The organism is Pedobacter sp. FW305-3-2-15-E-R2A2, from assembly GCF_038446955.1.
GTDB lineage: Bacteria > Bacteroidota > Bacteroidia > Sphingobacteriales > Sphingobacteriaceae > Pedobacter.
The window spans coordinates 2,212,197-2,229,218 of record NZ_CP151803.1; the positions used below are offsets into that span (position 1 = coordinate 2,212,197).

Annotated in this window: 16 protein-coding genes and 1 other RNA gene; 10 read left to right on the forward strand and 7 right to left on the reverse strand. The window is 41.7% G+C overall.

The window, feature by feature from the left end; genetic code table 11:
* Positions 1–5: 5 nt before the first annotated feature.
* The 5 genes from gatB to AAFF35_RS09190 all read left to right on the forward strand — a co-directional run bounded on the left by gatB (position 6) and on the right by AAFF35_RS09190 (position 5,931).
* On the forward strand, positions 6–1,469 hold the full coding sequence (gatB, locus tag AAFF35_RS09170; RefSeq protein ID WP_342332141.1) for an Asp-tRNA(Asn)/Glu-tRNA(Gln) amidotransferase subunit GatB: 1,464 nt from the start codon (positions 6–8) through the stop codon (positions 1,467–1,469).
* A gap of 4 nt (positions 1,470–1,473) precedes the next feature.
* Complete coding sequence (locus AAFF35_RS09175; RefSeq protein WP_342332142.1) at positions 1,474–2,580, forward strand: TlpA disulfide reductase family protein; 1,107 nt, start codon at positions 1,474–1,476, stop codon at positions 2,578–2,580.
* A gap of 105 nt (positions 2,581–2,685) precedes the next feature.
* Entirely contained in the window at positions 2,686–3,375 is a 690-nt protein-coding gene (locus tag AAFF35_RS09180) for a response regulator transcription factor (RefSeq protein ID WP_069380689.1), read from the forward strand.
* A 29-nt stretch (positions 3,376–3,404) separates the two neighbouring features.
* The gene (locus AAFF35_RS09185; protein ID WP_124577345.1) at positions 3,405–4,127 is read left to right on the forward strand and encodes an RluA family pseudouridine synthase; all 723 of its coding nucleotides are present in this window, start codon (positions 3,405–3,407) and stop codon (positions 4,125–4,127) included.
* 10 nt (positions 4,128–4,137) lie between these two features.
* Entirely contained in the window at positions 4,138–5,931 is a 1,794-nt protein-coding gene (locus AAFF35_RS09190; protein ID WP_342332143.1) for a chloride channel protein, read from the forward strand.
* Positions 5,932–6,002: 71 nt separating this feature from the next.
* Here AAFF35_RS09190 and AAFF35_RS09195 read toward each other — a convergent pair whose 3' ends face one another.
* The 7 genes from AAFF35_RS09195 to AAFF35_RS09225 form a co-directional block, all read right to left on the reverse strand.
* A complete protein-coding gene (locus tag AAFF35_RS09195) occupies positions 6,003–7,406 on the reverse strand; it encodes a sigma-54 dependent transcriptional regulator (RefSeq protein ID WP_342332144.1) in 1,404 nt (467 codons plus the stop codon).
* A 64-nt stretch (positions 7,407–7,470) separates the two neighbouring features.
* Positions 7,471–7,845: RNase P RNA component class A (gene rnpB, locus AAFF35_RS09200), an RNA gene on the reverse strand.
* 32 nt (positions 7,846–7,877) lie between these two features.
* Complete coding sequence (locus tag AAFF35_RS09205; protein ID WP_342332145.1) at positions 7,878–8,516, reverse strand: hypothetical protein; 639 nt, start codon at positions 8,514–8,516, stop codon at positions 7,878–7,880.
* An 84-nt stretch (positions 8,517–8,600) separates the two neighbouring features.
* On the reverse strand, positions 8,601–9,230 hold the full coding sequence (locus AAFF35_RS09210) for a hypothetical protein (RefSeq protein ID WP_342332146.1): 630 nt from the start codon (positions 9,228–9,230) through the stop codon (positions 8,601–8,603).
* Between the two features lie 143 nt (positions 9,231–9,373).
* Positions 9,374–10,018 carry a hypothetical protein gene (locus AAFF35_RS09215; RefSeq protein WP_342332147.1) on the reverse strand — a complete coding sequence of 215 codons (645 nt, stop codon included), beginning with the start codon at positions 10,016–10,018 and terminating at the stop codon, positions 9,374–9,376.
* 316 nt (positions 10,019–10,334) lie between these two features.
* On the reverse strand, positions 10,335–10,757 hold the full coding sequence (locus tag AAFF35_RS09220) for a cytochrome c (RefSeq protein WP_342332149.1): 423 nt from the start codon (positions 10,755–10,757) through the stop codon (positions 10,335–10,337).
* Between the two features lie 2 nt (positions 10,758–10,759).
* Complete coding sequence (locus AAFF35_RS09225; RefSeq protein WP_342332150.1) at positions 10,760–11,413, reverse strand: SCO family protein; 654 nt, start codon at positions 11,411–11,413, stop codon at positions 10,760–10,762.
* 194 nt (positions 11,414–11,607) lie between these two features.
* Here AAFF35_RS09225 and AAFF35_RS09230 point away from each other — a divergent pair, with 194 nt between their 5' ends.
* The 5 genes from AAFF35_RS09230 to kdpA all read left to right on the forward strand — a co-directional run bounded on the left by AAFF35_RS09230 (position 11,608) and on the right by kdpA (position 16,956).
* Positions 11,608–12,216: a GNAT family N-acetyltransferase gene (locus tag AAFF35_RS09230; RefSeq protein WP_342332151.1), complete on the forward strand. Its 609-nt coding sequence runs from the start codon at positions 11,608–11,610 to the stop codon at positions 12,214–12,216.
* Between the two features lie 169 nt (positions 12,217–12,385).
* Positions 12,386–13,528, forward strand: coding sequence for a M20/M25/M40 family metallo-hydrolase (locus AAFF35_RS09235; protein ID WP_342332152.1), 1,143 nt, complete (start codon positions 12,386–12,388; stop codon positions 13,526–13,528).
* Positions 13,529–13,548: 20 nt separating this feature from the next.
* Positions 13,549–14,880 carry a sigma-54 dependent transcriptional regulator gene (locus tag AAFF35_RS09240; protein ID WP_342332153.1) on the forward strand — a complete coding sequence of 444 codons (1,332 nt, stop codon included), beginning with the start codon at positions 13,549–13,551 and terminating at the stop codon, positions 14,878–14,880.
* 269 nt (positions 14,881–15,149) lie between these two features.
* A complete protein-coding gene (locus tag AAFF35_RS09245) occupies positions 15,150–15,227 on the forward strand; it encodes a potassium-transporting ATPase subunit F (RefSeq protein WP_073235656.1) in 78 nt (25 codons plus the stop codon).
* 10 nt (positions 15,228–15,237) lie between these two features.
* Entirely contained in the window at positions 15,238–16,956 is a 1,719-nt protein-coding gene (gene kdpA, locus AAFF35_RS09250; protein ID WP_342332154.1) for a potassium-transporting ATPase subunit KdpA, read from the forward strand.
* The last annotated feature ends 66 nt before the right edge of the window (positions 16,957–17,022 follow it).

Below are 17,022 nucleotides of genomic sequence, written 5' to 3' on the forward strand. Positions count from 1 at the left end.
GATAAATGAGTACGAATACCCTAGTTTCTTCATCAGAATTTGAATTGGTATCTGGTCTGGAAATCCACGTACAGCTAAATACACAAACAAAGATCTTCTCTTCAGATAGTGCTTCTTTTGGTGCTAAACCTAATGAACACATTTCTACAGTTTCCCTTGCCTTGCCCGGTGCACTGCCGAAGCTCAACAGGGAGGTGGTTGCCAAAGCAGTCCGCATGGGACTTGCCTTAAACTGTACGATTAACCAGTTGAATTACTTCGACCGGAAGAATTATTTCTATGCAGATTTGCCTAAGGGGTACCAGATTACTCAGGACAACAAGCCCATTTGTCAGAATGGATTCCTGATGGTGACCCTGGCCAATGGAGAAGAAAAGAGAATCGGGATCAACCGGATTCACCTGGAAGAAGACGCAGGAAAAAGCTTACATGATCAGGACGATCAGTATTCTTTTGTCGACCTGAACAGGGCAGGAGTGCCACTTATTGAGATTGTGACGGAGCCTGATATCCGCTCTGCGGAAGAAGCTTCGGCTTTATTAACGGAAATGAGGAAGCTTGTGCGTCACCTGAATGTGAGTGATGGCAATATGGAAGAAGGCAGTTTGCGTTGCGATGCGAACATCTCGATCCGTAAAAAAGGAACCACGGAATTTGGAACGCGTTGTGAAGTGAAAAACCTGAACTCTATCCGTAATGTGCGCAGGGCGATGGAATTTGAATTTAGCCGTCAGGAGCAAGTGATTACTGAGGGCGGACGCATCATTCAAAGCACGCTTAATTTTGATGCTGAGCAGGGAACAACCTCGCCAATGCGGACTAAGGAAGAGGCCAACGATTACCGTTATTTCCCTGATCCGGATCTTCCACCCATCCATATTTCTGATGAATGGCTGGCACAGATCAAGGCAGAAATGCCTGCATTACCAGCGGAAATTTCTAAACGTCTGGTGGCAGAATTTGGAGTGAATGCTTCTGAAGCGGCCATGCTTTCCGAAGATCATGAGTTACTAACCTATTTTAACGGGGCCTTAGCCCATGTAAATCATCAGAAAAGCCTGGTAAACTGGCTAACAGGAGCGATCAGGGCTTTATTGAATGAACAGGGAATCAGCATTGCCGATTTTAAACTGGCACCGGTACAACTGGCTGGATTGATCAACCTTGTAGATGATAAAAAAATTACCCAGCAGATCGCCTTGCAACAACTGCTTCCGGAATTGATCAAACAACCGGATTCGGTAGCGGCTGAACTGGCAGCATCGTTAAACCTGCTGATTGCGGAAAATGGGGATGAGCTGTCTGGTTTTGTAGCCGAAGTACTGTCGAAATATCAGCCCCAGGTAGAAGCGTATAAAAAAGGTAAAAAGGGAGTATTGGGTCTTTTTGTTGGTGAAGTGATGAAACTTGCCAAAGGAAAAGCCGATGCTCAGAAAATAAATGAATTGTTACAGGATAAATTAAAGTAAAGAGATGAAAAGAATCAGTTATCTATTATTGGTATGTCTTGCCTTTGCCGCATGTAAAGACAAAAGTAAATTTATGATCAGCGGGGAGTTTAAAAATGCAACCCCAAAAAGTAAAGTTTACTTATTTGGTTTACAAAAAGACAATGTACTGCCTTTAGATTCTACCGTATTTTCGGAAAAAGGGGAGTTTAAATTCTCTCACAGCACTCCTGGTGTAGATTTTTTCAGGATCTCTGCCGGAAACAGTGAATACATGATCATTGCTAAAAACGGAGATGACATTAAGATCTCTGCTGATTTATCCGATAAAAATTTAGCCTATAAATTATCTGGTGCTGCTGAAGCAGATAAACTGGAAGAACTGAATGTGACCAAACATCAGTATATGACGAGGATTGCGGCGATTCAAACCCAGTTTGACGAGACGGTAGCATCACAACCTCAGAACAGAGATATGATCATGGAGCAGATGAGGCCAAAATATACAGAAGAGATCGATGGATTGAATAAAGCAGTTTTAAAGTTTGCTCAGGATAATTCCAGCTCTTTAGCAGGTTTTTATGCCATTAACTTATTGAATCCATCGGAATATGAGAAAGAGATGGTGGCTTATTCTGACAAGATTAAAAGCAGTTTCAACGACAATGCGGCGGTAACTGAGTTTTTGGTGAAGATGGCGAAGCTGAAAGCTTTACAGATCGGACAGCAGGCACCTGACTTTACCATTAATGGTTTAGACGGAAAACCAATGAAATTAACCGATTTCAAAGGTAAATATGTATTGCTGGATTTCTGGGCTTCCTGGTGTATGCCTTGTCGCCAGGAGAATCCAAACCTGGTAAAAGCATACAATACTTATAAAGGAAAGAATTTTACAGTGCTTGGAATTTCTTTAGATAAAGACCTCGGTGCCTGGAAAAACGCCATTGCTGCGGATCAACTGGCCTGGTCACATGCCGGAGAATTGAAAGATTTTGAAGGTCCAACAGTAAGGTTGTATCAGATTGAAGCGATTCCAAGTTCCTTTTTATTAGACCCTAACGGTAAAATTCTGGCTAAAAACCTACGTGGTGAAGAGTTGGAGGCATTCTTAAATAAAACTTTACGATAACCCTAAATTCATGTTAATATATAGAAGGTACTTAACAATTTGTTAACTTTACGCTAACGGTATATTATAATTGATTACCTAATTTCGTAACAAATAATTAAAGCTATGAGCACCGTAAAACAGAAGATACTTATTGTTGATGATGAACCAGATATTTTAGAGTTAATAGAATATAACTTGAAAAAAGAAGGTTATCAGGTTTTTTTGGCCAGCAACGGCCAGGAAGGGATTACGGTTGCTAAGAAAGTTCATCCCGATCTGATCATTCTCGACATCATGATGCCTAAAATGGATGGGATCGAAGCCTGCAGGTTAATGCGTGCGATTCCGGAGTTTAAAAACACATTTATGGTATTTTTAACGGCCAGAAGTGAGGAGTATTCAGAGATTGCCGGTTTTAACGTTGGTGCGGACGATTACATTGCGAAGCCGATTAAGCCGAGAGCATTGATTAGTAGGATTAATGCCATATTAAGAAGAAATTCCAGTGCGGATGAAGTTTCTGATAATAAAGTAGAAATTGGCGATCTTGTGATCGACAGAGAAGCTTACCTTGTTTTTCAAGGCGGACAGAAAGTGGTTTTAGCCAAAAAAGAATTTGAATTATTGTACTTACTGGCTTCTAAACCGGGAAAAGTATACACCAGAGAATCTATTTTGAAAAACATCTGGGAAGACTCTGTAGTGGTTACCAACCGGACCATTGATGTGCATATTCGTAAGCTTCGTGAAAAATTAGGGGAACGATATGTGGCAACAGTGAAGGGTGTAGGCTATAAATTCGAACTTTCTTAGTATTTTTGTACAGTATTAAATCTACTGTATTGAAATATCCTTCTTTTAAAGATCTTATCCTATTCGAAAACGATGATTATATCGTTGTAAATAAACCTCCATTTGTAGCCTCGCTGGATGAGCGTGGCGGATCAGGCGAGGTCAATATATTACGTTTGGCAAAGCAGTATTCTGCTGACGCACAGGTATGTCATCGTTTAGACAAAGAAACTTCAGGTGCGATTATTATAGCAAAAACACCTGAAGCTTATCGCTCTGTAGCGATGCAATTTGAAAAACGTAAAGTGAACAAAGTGTACCATGCAGTGGTAGACGGACAGTTTACTTTTAACGAGCTATTTATCGACCTTCCCATCCTCAATGATGGGAATAAGAGCGTTACCATCGACAGAAAAGAGGGTAAACGTGCAGAAACTATCTTTAATTCCATAAAAAATTACCGTCATTACACCCTGGTAGAATGTAAGCCGATTACTGGTCGCATGCACCAGATCAGGATTCACCTGGCCACTCAAAGGGCAGCGATTGCCGGGGATGACATGTACCGTGGAAAACCGGTTTTCCTTTCCAGCATGAAAAAAGGATACCGCATTGCGAAAGATGATGAAGAGTTACCGATTATGAAGCGCTTTGCCCTACATGCCAGACATCTGGTATTTAAAGGACTGGATGGCACTGATATTGTGATCGAAGCCCCTTATCCGAAAGACTTTGCAACGCTCATCAAATTACTCGATAAATTTGACGCTTAAATAAACAGATATGTACGTACGGCTGGTAAATTATGTAGACGCAATTAACCAATACCGGAGGACGAAGATCTCAAACAGAAACTTTTTAGTGATTGCAGCATTGATTGTCGGCGTTCTTGCCGGGCTTGCTGCATCACTGCTGAAGACCATCACACACCATATTGAGGATTTCCTGCAAACAGGATTTCATTGGGAATACAAGTATTATCTTTTTTTCTTCTTTCCTTTTATAGGAATCTTATTGTCGGTCATGTATGTCCGCAGGTTCATTAGAAAGGGGAAGTTTGAAACCGGCTTAACGCCTTTGCTGTACACCATTTCCAGGAAATCAAGTAAGGTAGAACCCCATAACATTTATTCCCAGATCATTACTGCCGCCATGACAGTTGGTTTTGGTGGATCAACAGGGTTGGAAGCACCGATTGTAACGAGTGGTGCCGGAATTGGTTCTGTGGTTGGCCGCTTCCTGGGTTTATCTTACAGGGAGACGACGATGTTATTGGCCTGTGGCGCCGCTGCGGGGATCGCTGGTGCATTTAACAGTCCGATTGCAGGGATTGTGTTCGCTATTGAAATTTTGTTGCCTGAATTCACGATTCCGGCCTTTATTCCTTTGTTGCTTGCTTCTGCTACAGCAGCGGTCGTGGCGAGGCTGTTTTACAATGAGCAATTGTTTTTCCTCGTTACGGAAGGATGGAAAATGGATGCCCTGATCTATTATGTGATCCTGGCAGCTTTAATCGGTTTCTTTTCCATTTATTTTACTAAGGCAAACAGCTTCATAAAAGGTTTCTTTTATAAGATCAATCATCCTTATAAAAAAGTAGTGCTGGGTGGTTTGATGCTCGGATTACTCGTGTTTTTATTCCCTACTTTGTACGGGGAAGGTTACATTACGATTAAGAATCTGTTAGGGGGAAATTACTTTGCGGTTATCAATAACAGCATTTTTTCTTCTTATAGTAACCTGCCATGGGTGGTGTTATTGTTTACATTGATCACACTTTTTGCTAAATCTGCAGCCACACTCATTACTTTAGGTGCCGGTGGAAATGGGGGGATTTTTGCCCCGAGTCTGATTATGGGCGGATTAATGGGCTTTATGGTGGCTTATACCGTCAATACCCTCGGAATCGCTCATTTGAATGTGGCCAATTTTATTGTGGCAGGAATGGCAGCCTCACTCAGTGCGATTATGCATGCCCCGCTGACCGGGATCTTCCTGATTGCGGAAATTACGGGCGGTTACGTGTTAATGGTTCCTTTGATGATCACTTCGGCGATCTCTTACCTGATCAACAGGAGTGCAAATAAGTATTCTATTTATACCAAGCCACTGGCAGAGAAAGGGGAGCTGTCTTCTCATGAAGATAAAGACACTACGGTATTGAACATGATGAAATTGAAGTACCTGGTAGAGCGTGATTACCTGGTGCTGAATGAAGAAGATGTCATTGGCGAAAGGTTAAATGAAATTCTGCAATCCAAACGGAATATTTTTCCGGTGATCGGAGGGGAGGAGCTGTGTTTTAAAGGATTGATTTATGTGGAAGATGTGCTGAAGAAAGGTATTAACCATACGGATCAGCAGGAGATGAAGGTGGAGGAATTAATGGTTGCCGCTCCGGATACTTTACACCTTGATGATCCGATGAAAATCGTGTTGCAGAAAATGGAAAAGGAAAATGCCTGGCTGTTGCCTGTTTTAAATAATCAGGATAAGTACATTGGCTTTGTCTCCAAAACGGCGATCTTCAATAAGTACCGTGCTTTGTTGAGCAGACAGGCCGATTACATGGAATAAAAGAAATGTTTTGCATATAAAAAAGCCAGCTTCCGATATCAGAAGCTGGCTTTTTCGTAGGTCTTGTATCTTTATTCAGTGGATCTTTTTAATCCGAATTTCTCAATCTTACTGTAAAGGTGACTGCGCTGAATGTCAATGTCGTCTGCAGTTTTGGAAACATTCCAGTTGTTCTTTTCCAGTTTGAATTTGATGAATTCTTTTTCTGCATAATCCTTATAATCCTGGAAATTATTGAAATTATCATAATTTGGCGTTGCCGTACGTGTAACCGTACTCGCTGATGAACTGTTTGCAGCGCCGATATTTGTTCCACCACCAGGATTTGCAAAGGCCGCAACATCATGTTCTGTAATGGCTTTGTCGCTCAGGATGATCAAACGCTCGATCATATTGTGCAGCTCACGTACATTTCCTGTCCATGGTAAAGCCTGAAGCGCAGCCATCGCTGCATCACCGATCTTTTTAACCGGCATGCCGTAATCTTTACAGATTTCCTCCAGAAAGTTTTGAGCAATCTCCGGAATATCTTCCACACGCTCTGTTAAATGAGGAACATGGATATTGATTACATTTAAGCGGTGGTATAAGTCCATCCTGAAGTTGCCGTCTTCGATTTCTTTCAGCAGGTCTTTATTGGTTGCTGCAAGTACCCTCACGTTCACTTCCAGTTCTTTCTCGCCACCTACACGACTGATTTTGTGTTCCTGCAAAGCGCGCAATACCTTTGCCTGTGCAGAAAGGCTCATATCGCCAATCTCATCCAGAAAAAGTGTTCCACCGTTTGCCAGTTCAAATTTACCAATCCTTTGTTTTACCGCAGAGGTAAAAGATCCTTTCTCATGACCGAACAATTCACTCTCAATTAGTTCTGAGGGGATTGCAGCACAGTTAACTTCTATTAAAGGGCTGTCCGCACGGTTTGATTTCTCATGTAACCATCTTGCAACAAGTTCCTTACCACTACCATTTGCACCGGTAATCAATACACGGGCATCAGTAGGGGCAACACGTTCAATGGTTTCTTTGATCTTTCCAATGCTTTCGGAACTGCCTAAGATATCTCTTGTTTTACTTGCTTTTCTTTTAAGGACTTTAGTTTCAGTAACCAATGTACCTCTGTCGAGCGCATTTCTTACGGTAATTAACAGCCTGTTTAAATCAGGTGGTTTGGAGATGAAGTCAAATGCTCCCTTCTTGCTGGCTTCGATAGCGGTTTCCACTGTTCCATGACCGGAGATCATGATGAAAGGAAGATCAGGACTATAGGCCAGTGCTTGTTCCAGCACTTCCATTCCGTCCATTTTATTCATCTTGATATCACATAATACCAGATCGAATTTCTTTTTCTTAATCAGTTCCAGACCGTCTACACCATTATCAATATCGTCAACATCGTAGTTCTCATACTCTAAGATTTCGCGTAAAGTGCTTCTTATTGCCCGTTCATCATCAATTATTAATAATTTTGCCATAGGTAGTGCTCATCATTTTTATTAGATACGAATATATTACTTTTATCAACAAGGAGTGATAAATAAAAAATGCAAGCCTGTAAGCCGGGTTCTGTAAACTGATTGCTCAGCCTTTCTACCATTAATCCACTATAAATGTTGCCATTTATCTCTAACGACCTACCCGCTAACATCGGACGAGCAGCCCTACATGCGTTAGCCTATTTGGTCTTTCAACTCCCGGGGTTTACCAGCAATCCGGTTGCCCGGAATACTCGTGAGCTCTTACCTCACGTTTTCAACCTTACCTGTGCTTAAAAGCCATCGGCGGTATGTTTTCTGCGGCACTTTCCATAACTCAGGTTTTCAATCCTAAGCCTCTTCCCGTTAGGAAGCGGGATGCTCTGTGTTGCCCGGACTTTCCTCTCCGATAAATCGCAGCGATAGAACGGCTTGCATTTTTTACGCTGCAAAGATATAAAAAAACAGCGCTTATTTGATATAAGGGAAGTTTCTTACGGCTACATCTATCAAATAATCTGCCTGATCTGCAGTGTTCGTGAAAAAATTATAGTATCTCCATAGTTGTTTTCCCGATTGCCCGTCATAAAGCGTAAAAGTAGTGGCTGTCCTGACAGAAATAGAGGTCTTGGACAAGTGTCTGATGACAGCAGCAGAATCGGTAGTGCTCCTGTCTTCTGAAATAAAGGTGTCTTTTTCATATAGGCCGGAAACAATGGCATCTACACCCAGGGCTTTTGCGATCTCCTCTTTCGTATATTGATCCAGCCGATTGTCCATTCCCGCTCTTGTCAATAAAAGGTTGGTTTTTTCAATGTCCTGAATTTCGATTTTCATTTTACCTGATTTAGGCAGGATATAACTAAAGAATCTGGATTGAATGGCCAGACCTGTATTTATTCTGTCCGTATTTTCATCACCTTCAATCCGATAAGGGATCTGGCTTCTGTAACTCAATTTTGTTCCGATAGGTAAAATGGCGATGATCTGATGTTTTTCCGTTACTTTCTTTAAGTCAGGGCTGTTGAAGATCTGTTTGTTACTGAATAGTTGTGCATTGGCGATCGTTCCGATGGTCATTGCAATTAATAATAAAAAGTATTTTTTCATCGGTGTAGATTTGTTTTTCAATGGTACTCATGAGCTCGCAAGCGAGGTTCACTTTTGTGTTGCAAAGCTATTAAAAAACAGCGTTTATTGGATAAAAGGCAAGTTTCTTACGGCTCCTTCTATTAAATCATCGGAGATATAGCTGGATTGTGTTTGATAATCGTAGTATCTCCACATTTGTTTTCCGGTTTGGCCGTCATAAAGCGTCAGTGTAAGTACATTTTTAACAGAGGTAAAAATTCTTGGTATCCTTCTGGAAGTGGAGTCTCTCGCTACCTGTTCCTCTGTAAGAAAAGCATCACTTTCATAAAATCCGGACAGCACGGCATCTACACCCAGTATTTTTGCAATTTCTTCTTTTGTATACTGATCCGGCCTGGCACTCATTTCTGATTTCAGGAGCAGAAGATTGGTTTTTTCTATGTCCTGGATTTCTACTTTCATCCGATTGGATCTGGGCAAAAGATAACTGTATATCCTGGACTGATTGGCCAATCCTGTATTTATCCTTTCGCTGGCCTGATTTCGTTCATTGAGGTAAGGAACCTGACTTTTAAAGCTCAATTGTGTTCCTACCGGCAAAATGGCAATGACCTTATAGTCCTTCATTGCTTTTTTCAGATCAGGATTGGTGTATACTTGTTTTGTAGTGAATTGTGCCTGTGCAATCATACCGATTGACATGCTTATGAATAATAAAAGAGATTTTTTCATGTTCATTTCTTTAGTTGATCTGTAAAATTATGATCGTTTCATCAGTAGATCTATTGATTAGATTAAGAAATTAGAATTGGCTGGTGATTCGTTTAGGGGGGGAGAAACAGAACCACCAAACCAATTCAGGGGTATCAAAATAATTATCTGGTATAAGGGAAGTTTCTAGAAACTTTTCTCATCATCCGGTCGATAAGTTCATCGCTGGAGCTGAAGACATCGTCGTTCATGCTTTTGTAAAACCTCCATAATAAATCTCCGGTAGGACCATCATTTACCATCATTGTCAATGCTCCGGAACCGGTCTTGCTTCCTGCACCACCAAACAATACGGTGGTTACGATGGCTCCTGCTTCAGATTTCGACTGTTCGGCTTCAAATTTACCCGCAATGACTGCGTCTACATTCAGGGCCTTCGCGATTTCATCTTTGGTAAATTCTCCCAATTTGTCGGTCATTCCTGCTTTCTTTAACAGCACATTGGTTTTTTCCACGTCCTGGAATTCTACCGTATATTTTGAGGCTTTACGAAGCAAAAAAGTATAGATGCTGGACTGAATAGAATAAGCCTTTTCTCTTTCCTTCTCCCGGTTGGTTTCTATATCGAAATCCCGGGGTTGCTTTTTGTAGGTCATCTTTACCTCAAAAGGTAAAATAGCGACCAATTTGTGGGTTTTTACTGCTTCCTGCAGTTTTGGACTACTGAATACCTGTTTGGCATTTTCGTACTGAGCATTGGCGGCCATACCAGTCACCATCGCTACAAATAATAACAATGTTTTTTTCATTTGATAGATTTTTAAAAAATCATCAATGTGTTTTTAGTCCGGGGTTAATGGAGGAGGAACTCATCATGATTTCATTTGTGTGTGTAAACAATATTATGTAGAATTTTTTACATTATTATGAAATAAATAAACACTATGGAATTTTAGGTAGCTAATTTTTAAGGGAGATGAAATGCTAAAACGTTATTATCCCTGAAAAAACTCTGTTTTTCGGGAGATTGGCATTTGTAATATTTTAGTGAAATTCAGCAGAGGCTTGCTGAGGGGGCTAGATTAGCCCCCATAAGCTGAGTTTGGTTTGCTTTTAAAGCAAGAATTATTTGCAGTTCTTCAGATCGTTGGAGGTTTGTTCTAAAGTATACATCCCTTGTTTATTCCCGAAGGAGTTGGTAATGTAAACGACAATCTGTGCGATATCTATCGCAGCAAGGGTTTGAAAATCGGGCATTTTGCCTTCATATTTCTGACCATGAATGGTGATGGCCTCACTCATTCCGTTTTTGATATAACAGGCTAGTTTCTGTTTGTTTTCTTTTAAAAAGACACTATCGGTAAGGGGAGGGGCTAAAGCGCCCAGGCCTTCACCTTTGGCGCCATGGCAATTCTGGCAATATTTGATGTAATAGTCCCGGCCATTGGTATAATAGATGTCTTGTTTTACCTGATCTGCACTCTGACAAGAGTAGATCATCGTAAGCAGGGTAAATAAGACAATGGTACTGATGAGTAATTTTCGCATGGTTATTTTTTGTCTTCAGCAAGTAACACAGGAATATCTTTCGTCAGTTGTTCTACCTGTTTTGGATCCGTTCCATCATAGGCACCGCGAATGCGTTTTTGCTTGTCAATCAGCACCAACCATCCCTGGTGAATATAACCATCTCTTGCTGTGGTATCTTCCATCACGGCAACCAGGTAATTGCGCTCTGCCAGTTTATAGACGCTGTCTTTTGACCCGTATACAAATTGCCATTTATTGCCATCTACACCTAGTTTCTGTGCGTATTTTTTCAATACTGAAGGTTTATCATATTTAAAATCGATGGTATGTGAAAGGTACATCACCTCTGGATTGTCTTTATATTTTTCAAATATGGTTTTCATATTCCTGTGCATCGTTGGGCAGATGGTGGTGCAGGAAGTGAAAAAGAAGTCCGCGATATAGATTTTGTCTTTGAACTGATCGTTGGTAATGTAAACACTGTCCTGGTTTAAGAAACGAAATGCAGGAATGGTCTGATATACGGTGTCTACGCCCATGGAGCCATCTTCATTTTTAACAGATACCGCTTCTCTGGGGCCAAGGATAGGTAATTTTTTGGTGTCCTGACAAGAAGAGATAAAGATTGCGAGCGCAAATAAAAACGATAACGGGAGGGAAAAGTTCAGCTTCATAATTTTATTATTATTGAATCCGCCAAAGGTAGCTAAAATGAAATTAACCCTGCCATTTTGATAAGGTCCACTATTGCCACAATAGCGTCATGAAATTATTATTCAACCCCCAATTAATCTTCAAAGCTGCTTTTGTTCTTTCTGGCACGATTGGGCACCCGGTTTGACCAGAGCTCTGGTAAAATAATTTAATAATGGAAAATCCAATGATCTTTGTGCGTATTGCTACCATAAATGATATAAAATACGTCGATGAAATAATTCAGGAAACGGAATCCTCTGCCATTGCAAGAGGATCGGGGATTTCAAAAAGAAGTCCGGAATCTTTAGCTCAGAAAATGAGGGACGAGAAGGCCGTTATTGCCGTAACCACTGCCGGAGAATGGGTCGGCTTTGCTTATTTTGAAACCTGGGAGAACGGTAAGTTCATTTCCAACTCCGGACTGATTGTCTCTCCGAAATTCCGCAATTCCGGAGTGGCCAAAGCCATTAAGGACAGGGTCTTCAGAATCTCGCGCCGCCGGTATCCGGATGCAAAAATTTTCAGCATTACCTCGGGTATAGCCATCATGAAAATGAATACCCAACTCGGCTTTGAACCAGTCACCTTTGCCGAGATCACCCATGATCCCTCCTTTTGGGAAGGCTGTAAAAGCTGTGTCAACTACGACATTCTGGAAGGCAAGAAAAAGTGCAATTGCCTGTGTACGGCGATGCTGTTCGATCCTTTAAAAGTTAAACAGGAACAACAGCCGGCCATGCCATTGGAATCTTTTCAGCGGTATCTGTCCAAAACCAATTAGGTGGTCGGCAATACTTTTAGCAGGAAGGTGTTTGCTCAAATTTTAAAATCTTAACATCAAATCATCGAACTCTAAAATCGAATTACCGAGTCATCAAATTTAAATTATCGAATCCTAAAATCGAGTTATTAAATCAAATCCTAAAATCGAATCATCAAATCAAAAGCATATGAATCCCAATTCCGAAAAAAGTGCCGGCAGTCTTCCCGACCTGTATACTTTAGCTGAAGACCCGGTCCAGTTGTTAAGAAAATTAATAGCCATCCCTTCCTTCAGCGGCGAAGAAATCAATACTGCCGACCAGATTGAGTCCTTCCTGAATCACCATGATGTGTTTACCTTCAGAAAATTCAATAACATCTGGTGTTACAACAAAAATTTCGACCCCTCCAAACCCACCCTTTTACTAAACTCCCATCACGATACCGTTAGGCCCTCAAAAGCTTATCAGCATGATCCTTTTCATCCTTTTATAAAAGATGGGAAACTGCATGGACTTGGCAGCAATGATGCCGGGGGATGTCTGGTTTCTTTAACTGCTGTTTTTCTTCATTTTCATGATTTTACGGATCTTCCCTATAACCTTTGTCTGGCCGCCACAGCGGAAGAAGAAACCTCCGGAGAGAAAGGGCTCAAATGTATCCTGCCGGAACTTCAGAACATTGCCTTTGCCATCGTCGGAGAGCCGACAAAAATGGAAATGGCTGTTGCTGAAAAGGGGTCAATGGTCCTGGATTGTACCAGTTTTGGCAAGCCCGGACATGCAGCAAGGGAAGAGGGCGACAATGCGATCTATAAAGCCTTTGCCGATATGCAATGGTTTTCCGAATTTATCTTCCCGATTGAAGGAGATTTGCAAAGTCCGGTAAAGATGACCGTTACAGAAGTAAACGCAGGAATTCAGCACAATATCGTTCCTGGAGAATGCAATTTTACCGTGGACATTCGTTTTACGCATGCCTGGACACCCAAAGAAATATTAACGACCATTTACAACCATACCACCTGTAAAATCAGCGTAAGGCCAAACATTATGAACCCTTCTTTTATTGACGGACATCACCCTTTGGTCATGGCTGGAAAAGAGATCGGAAAGACCACCTATTGTTCGCCCACCAGTTCTGACCAGGGCTGGCTGGAAGTTCCTTCTATGAAAATGGGACCCGGCGACTCGGCAAGGTCACATATGGCAGATGAGTTTATCTTTGTGGATGAGATCAGGGAAGGTATTGCCACCTATATCTGGTTGCTGGAGACTTTATTTAGCAATCATGGAAGGAAGAAAAACTTACTTGTCTCAGATAATTATTAATATTGTCTAAATTATCAGCTATGCAAGATACGGTCCTCATAATAGACGACGAAAAGAAAATCTGTAGCCTCCTGGCGAGGATTATAGAACTGGAGGGATTTAAGGTGTTTCAGGCAAATACCGGAAAGGAAGGACTGAAGACCCTGACCATGCAGGAGGTCGATGTAGTGATCAGCGATGTAAAACTACCCGATATCAATGGCGTGGAGCTGGTAAAAGAAATCAAAAAGATCAAACCTTATGTGGAAGTGATCAACCTCACGGCTTTTGGAACCATTTCGGATGGGGTCATGGCGATGAGGAACGGTGCTTTTGATTACATCACCAAAGGTGACGACAACGATAAAATCATTCCATTGGTCTATAAGGCAATGGACAAGGTAAAACTCCAGCGCAGGGTTTATGAGCTGGAAAATAAGATCATCAAAAAACACAGTTTCAGTAGCATTCTCGGTCAGTCCAAGGCGATGAAAGAGGCCCTGGACCTGGCACAGAAAGTTTCTGCAACGGATACTACGGTATTGTTACTGGGAGAGACCGGAACGGGAAAAGAAGTTTTTGCCCAGGCGATTCATTATGAAAGTCCCAGGAAGATGAAACCTTTTGTTGCCCTGAACTGTAGCGGCTTCAATCCTGAGCTTTTGGAAAGTGAGCTTTTTGGATACAAACAGGGTGCTTTTACAGGGGCCATGAAAGACAAAAGAGGTTTACTGGAAGAAGCGAATGAAGGGACCCTTTTCCTGGATGAGATCGGCGAGATGAACCTTGACCTTCAGGCTAAGCTTTTGCGGGTCCTGGAAAATCAAACCTTTATTAAGGTCGGGGATACGCATACAAGTAAAGTCAATGTCAGGATCATTGCGGCAACCAACAGGAACCTTAAAGAAGAAGCGGAAGCAGGAAGGTTCAGGTTGGACCTTTATTTCAGGCTCTCCGTGTTTTCCATTGAACTGCCCAACCTTTCCCAGCGGAAAACGGATATCCTCATGATTGCAAAGCATTATTTGAAAGAATTTGCCTTCAAAGTGAATAAGCCTGATTTTGTAATGGATGATGGTTTTTCTGAACTGCTGATGAAGCATGTATGGAAGGGAAACATCCGGGAACTGAAAAATGTAATGGAAAGGGTGGTGATCCTTGCCGATGGAAATATAGTGACCCCCAGTTTGCTGCCCTATGAGTTTCATGCGGAAACACAGGAGGGAGATTCTATGAAGATGCAGGTAATCGAAAAGCAACACATCAATAAGGTATTGAAACATACCCGGGGTAATAAAACGGAAACCGCCAGGTTATTGGGGATTGGTCTGACCACCCTATACCGTAAAATGGAAGAGTATAAGATCAGCTAAGCCAGAAAACCAATACCGTTCATTATGATAAAAAACCCTTCCATTTTGGAAGGGTTTTTTCGTTTACGATTTTTGGCATTTACCGGTTTTGTTGATTTATTGGCTTGTAATCAGTGTTTTAGCACTTTGATCCTTTCTCTGGTATGCCAATTGGCTATGGCTATCTAAAATAGCTAATTTATGTTAACAATCGCACTACTTCTCGCCCTGCTACTGATGTGCTGGGTATTCTACAAATCAATCGACTGGTTCGAAAAAATCTAACAATTATGATCGCATTATTTCTTATCGCAATCGCAGTATTTATCTACATGGTATACGTGCTGATTAAACCTGAAAAATTTTAATTAATTTATTATGAACACTGAATTACTTGGCATTATTGCCACCTATGGACTGACCTTGCTGATTGGAATACCACTAGGTATTTACCTGGCAAAGATGTTTGCAGGTGAGAAAGTCTGGACAGACTTTCTAAAACCCCTTGAAAAGGGTATTTATAAATTATCCGGAATTAATCCGGAAGAGTCGATGAACTGGAAACAGCACATGAAAGCGCTGTTGACCATTAATATGGTTTGGTTGGTATACGGATTCTTTGCCCTGATTTATCAGGATAAACTTCCCTTAAACCCGGACGGAAACCTGGGTCAGTCGCCGGATCTTGCCTTTAACAGTATCATCAGCTTTGTGGTCAACTGTAATTTACAACACTATTCAGGAGAAAGCGGAGCAACTTACTTCACGCAGCACTTCGTATTCATGTTCTTACAATTTGTAAGTGCGGCTACAGGAATCGCTGCTGCAGTGGTCTTATTTAAAGCCTTCAGGGATAAAACAACGACCAGCCTTGGTAACTTCTGGGTATTCTTTACCCGTTCTATCACCCGCTTATTATTGCCGCTATCTGTAGTGGTAGCGATTATTTTAGCCTTTAATGGTACCACAACAAGTTATGAAGGTAAAGACCAATACGTTTCTCTTCAGGGAGATACGGTAGGCGTTTCCAGAGGTCCTGCTGCTGCTTTCGTAGCCATTAAACACCTTGGTACCAATGGTGGTGGTTGGTTTGGAGTAAACAGCTCACATCCATTGGAAAACCCAAGTTACCTGACCAATATGACAGAAGCCATCTCTCAGGTAATCATTCCCGTGGCGATGATCTTTGCCTTTGGATACTTTATACGCAGGAAGAAAATGGCCTGGGTGATCTTTGGGATCATGACCCTGGGAATGATGCTCCTACTTGTTCCTACCGTTATCAGTGAAACCGGAGGCAGTCCTGCGATTGCAAAAATGGGTGTTTCCCAGTTAACGGGAGCAATGGAAGGGAAAGAGGTCAGGTTTGGCCCCACTGCTACTGCCTATTGGAGCACGGTCACCACGATCATTTCTACAGGTTCTGTTAATTCGATGCACGACAGTGCAATGCCATTGACTGGAATGTATCAATTGATTGCCATGATGATGAACTGTTTCTACGGAGGTTGTGGGGTAGGGATTCTGAACTACTTCATCTTTATCATTATCGCGGTCTTTATTTCCGGACTGATGGTTGGGCGAACACCAGAATTCCTAGGACATAAAGTTGAAGCAAGAGAAGTGAAGATCGCTTCGATCATTGCCTTACTGCATCCTTTTATTATCCTGGTCGGAACTGCATTGGCTGCTTATACCATTACTTATTTTCCGGATGCAAGCTGGGCAGTGAAACCGGCCAGCTGGTTAAACAATCCGGGCTTCCATGGCTTCTCTGAAATGTTATATGAAAACACTTCGGCAGCTGCGAATAACGGTTCAGGCTTTGAAGGACTTGGCGATAACAATACCTTCTGGAACGTGTTGACAGGTTTTGTGCTGATCCTTGGACGTTTCCTTCCGATCATCGGCCCTGTGGCAATCGCTGGATTACTGGCTTCGAAAAAATACATTCCGGAATCAGCAGGAACCCTAAAAACGGATACGTTAACCTTTGGAATGATGACGTTTGTAGTCATTGTGATCATCGCTGCACTTGCGTTTTTCCCTGCATTGACTTTAGGTCCGGTAGCTGAATATTTTACCCTTATTAAATAACGGAATGAAGCGCTGCATCAAAAGAAATATCGCAGAAATAGCTGCAATGGATCAAAAGATGCAAAA

What these genes read in the sequence shown, in the direction of transcription:
- AAFF35_RS09180 (WP_069380689.1), top strand. Translation starts at nt 2,686, where the DNA reads ATGAGCACCGTAAAACAGAAGATACTTATTGTTGATGATGAACCAGAT.
- AAFF35_RS09240 (WP_342332153.1), top strand. Translation starts at nt 13,549, where the DNA reads ATGCAAGATACGGTCCTCATAATAGACGACGAAAAGAAAATCTGTAGC.
- kdpA (WP_342332154.1), top strand. Translation starts at nt 15,238, where the DNA reads ATGAACACTGAATTACTTGGCATTATTGCCACCTATGGACTGACCTTG.
- AAFF35_RS09230 (WP_342332151.1), top strand. Translation starts at nt 11,608, where the DNA reads ATGGAAAATCCAATGATCTTTGTGCGTATTGCTACCATAAATGATATA.
- AAFF35_RS09225 (WP_342332150.1), bottom strand. Translation starts at nt 11,413, where the DNA reads ATGAAGCTGAACTTTTCCCTCCCGTTATCGTTTTTATTTGCGCTCGCA.
- gatB (WP_342332141.1), top strand. Translation starts at nt 6, where the DNA reads ATGAGTACGAATACCCTAGTTTCTTCATCAGAATTTGAATTGGTATCT.
- AAFF35_RS09205 (WP_342332145.1), bottom strand. Translation starts at nt 8,516, where the DNA reads ATGAAAAAATACTTTTTATTATTAATTGCAATGACCATCGGAACGATC.
- AAFF35_RS09235 (WP_342332152.1), top strand. Translation starts at nt 12,386, where the DNA reads ATGAATCCCAATTCCGAAAAAAGTGCCGGCAGTCTTCCCGACCTGTAT.
- AAFF35_RS09245 (WP_073235656.1), top strand. Translation starts at nt 15,150, where the DNA reads ATGATCGCATTATTTCTTATCGCAATCGCAGTATTTATCTACATGGTA.
- AAFF35_RS09190 (WP_342332143.1), top strand. Translation starts at nt 4,138, where the DNA reads ATGTACGTACGGCTGGTAAATTATGTAGACGCAATTAACCAATACCGG.
- AAFF35_RS09175 (WP_342332142.1), top strand. Translation starts at nt 1,474, where the DNA reads ATGAAAAGAATCAGTTATCTATTATTGGTATGTCTTGCCTTTGCCGCA.
- AAFF35_RS09195 (WP_342332144.1), bottom strand. Translation starts at nt 7,406, where the DNA reads ATGGCAAAATTATTAATAATTGATGATGAACGGGCAATAAGAAGCACT.
- AAFF35_RS09210 (WP_342332146.1), bottom strand. Translation starts at nt 9,230, where the DNA reads ATGAAAAAATCTCTTTTATTATTCATAAGCATGTCAATCGGTATGATT.
- AAFF35_RS09215 (WP_342332147.1), bottom strand. Translation starts at nt 10,018, where the DNA reads ATGAAAAAAACATTGTTATTATTTGTAGCGATGGTGACTGGTATGGCC.
- AAFF35_RS09220 (WP_342332149.1), bottom strand. Translation starts at nt 10,757, where the DNA reads ATGCGAAAATTACTCATCAGTACCATTGTCTTATTTACCCTGCTTACG.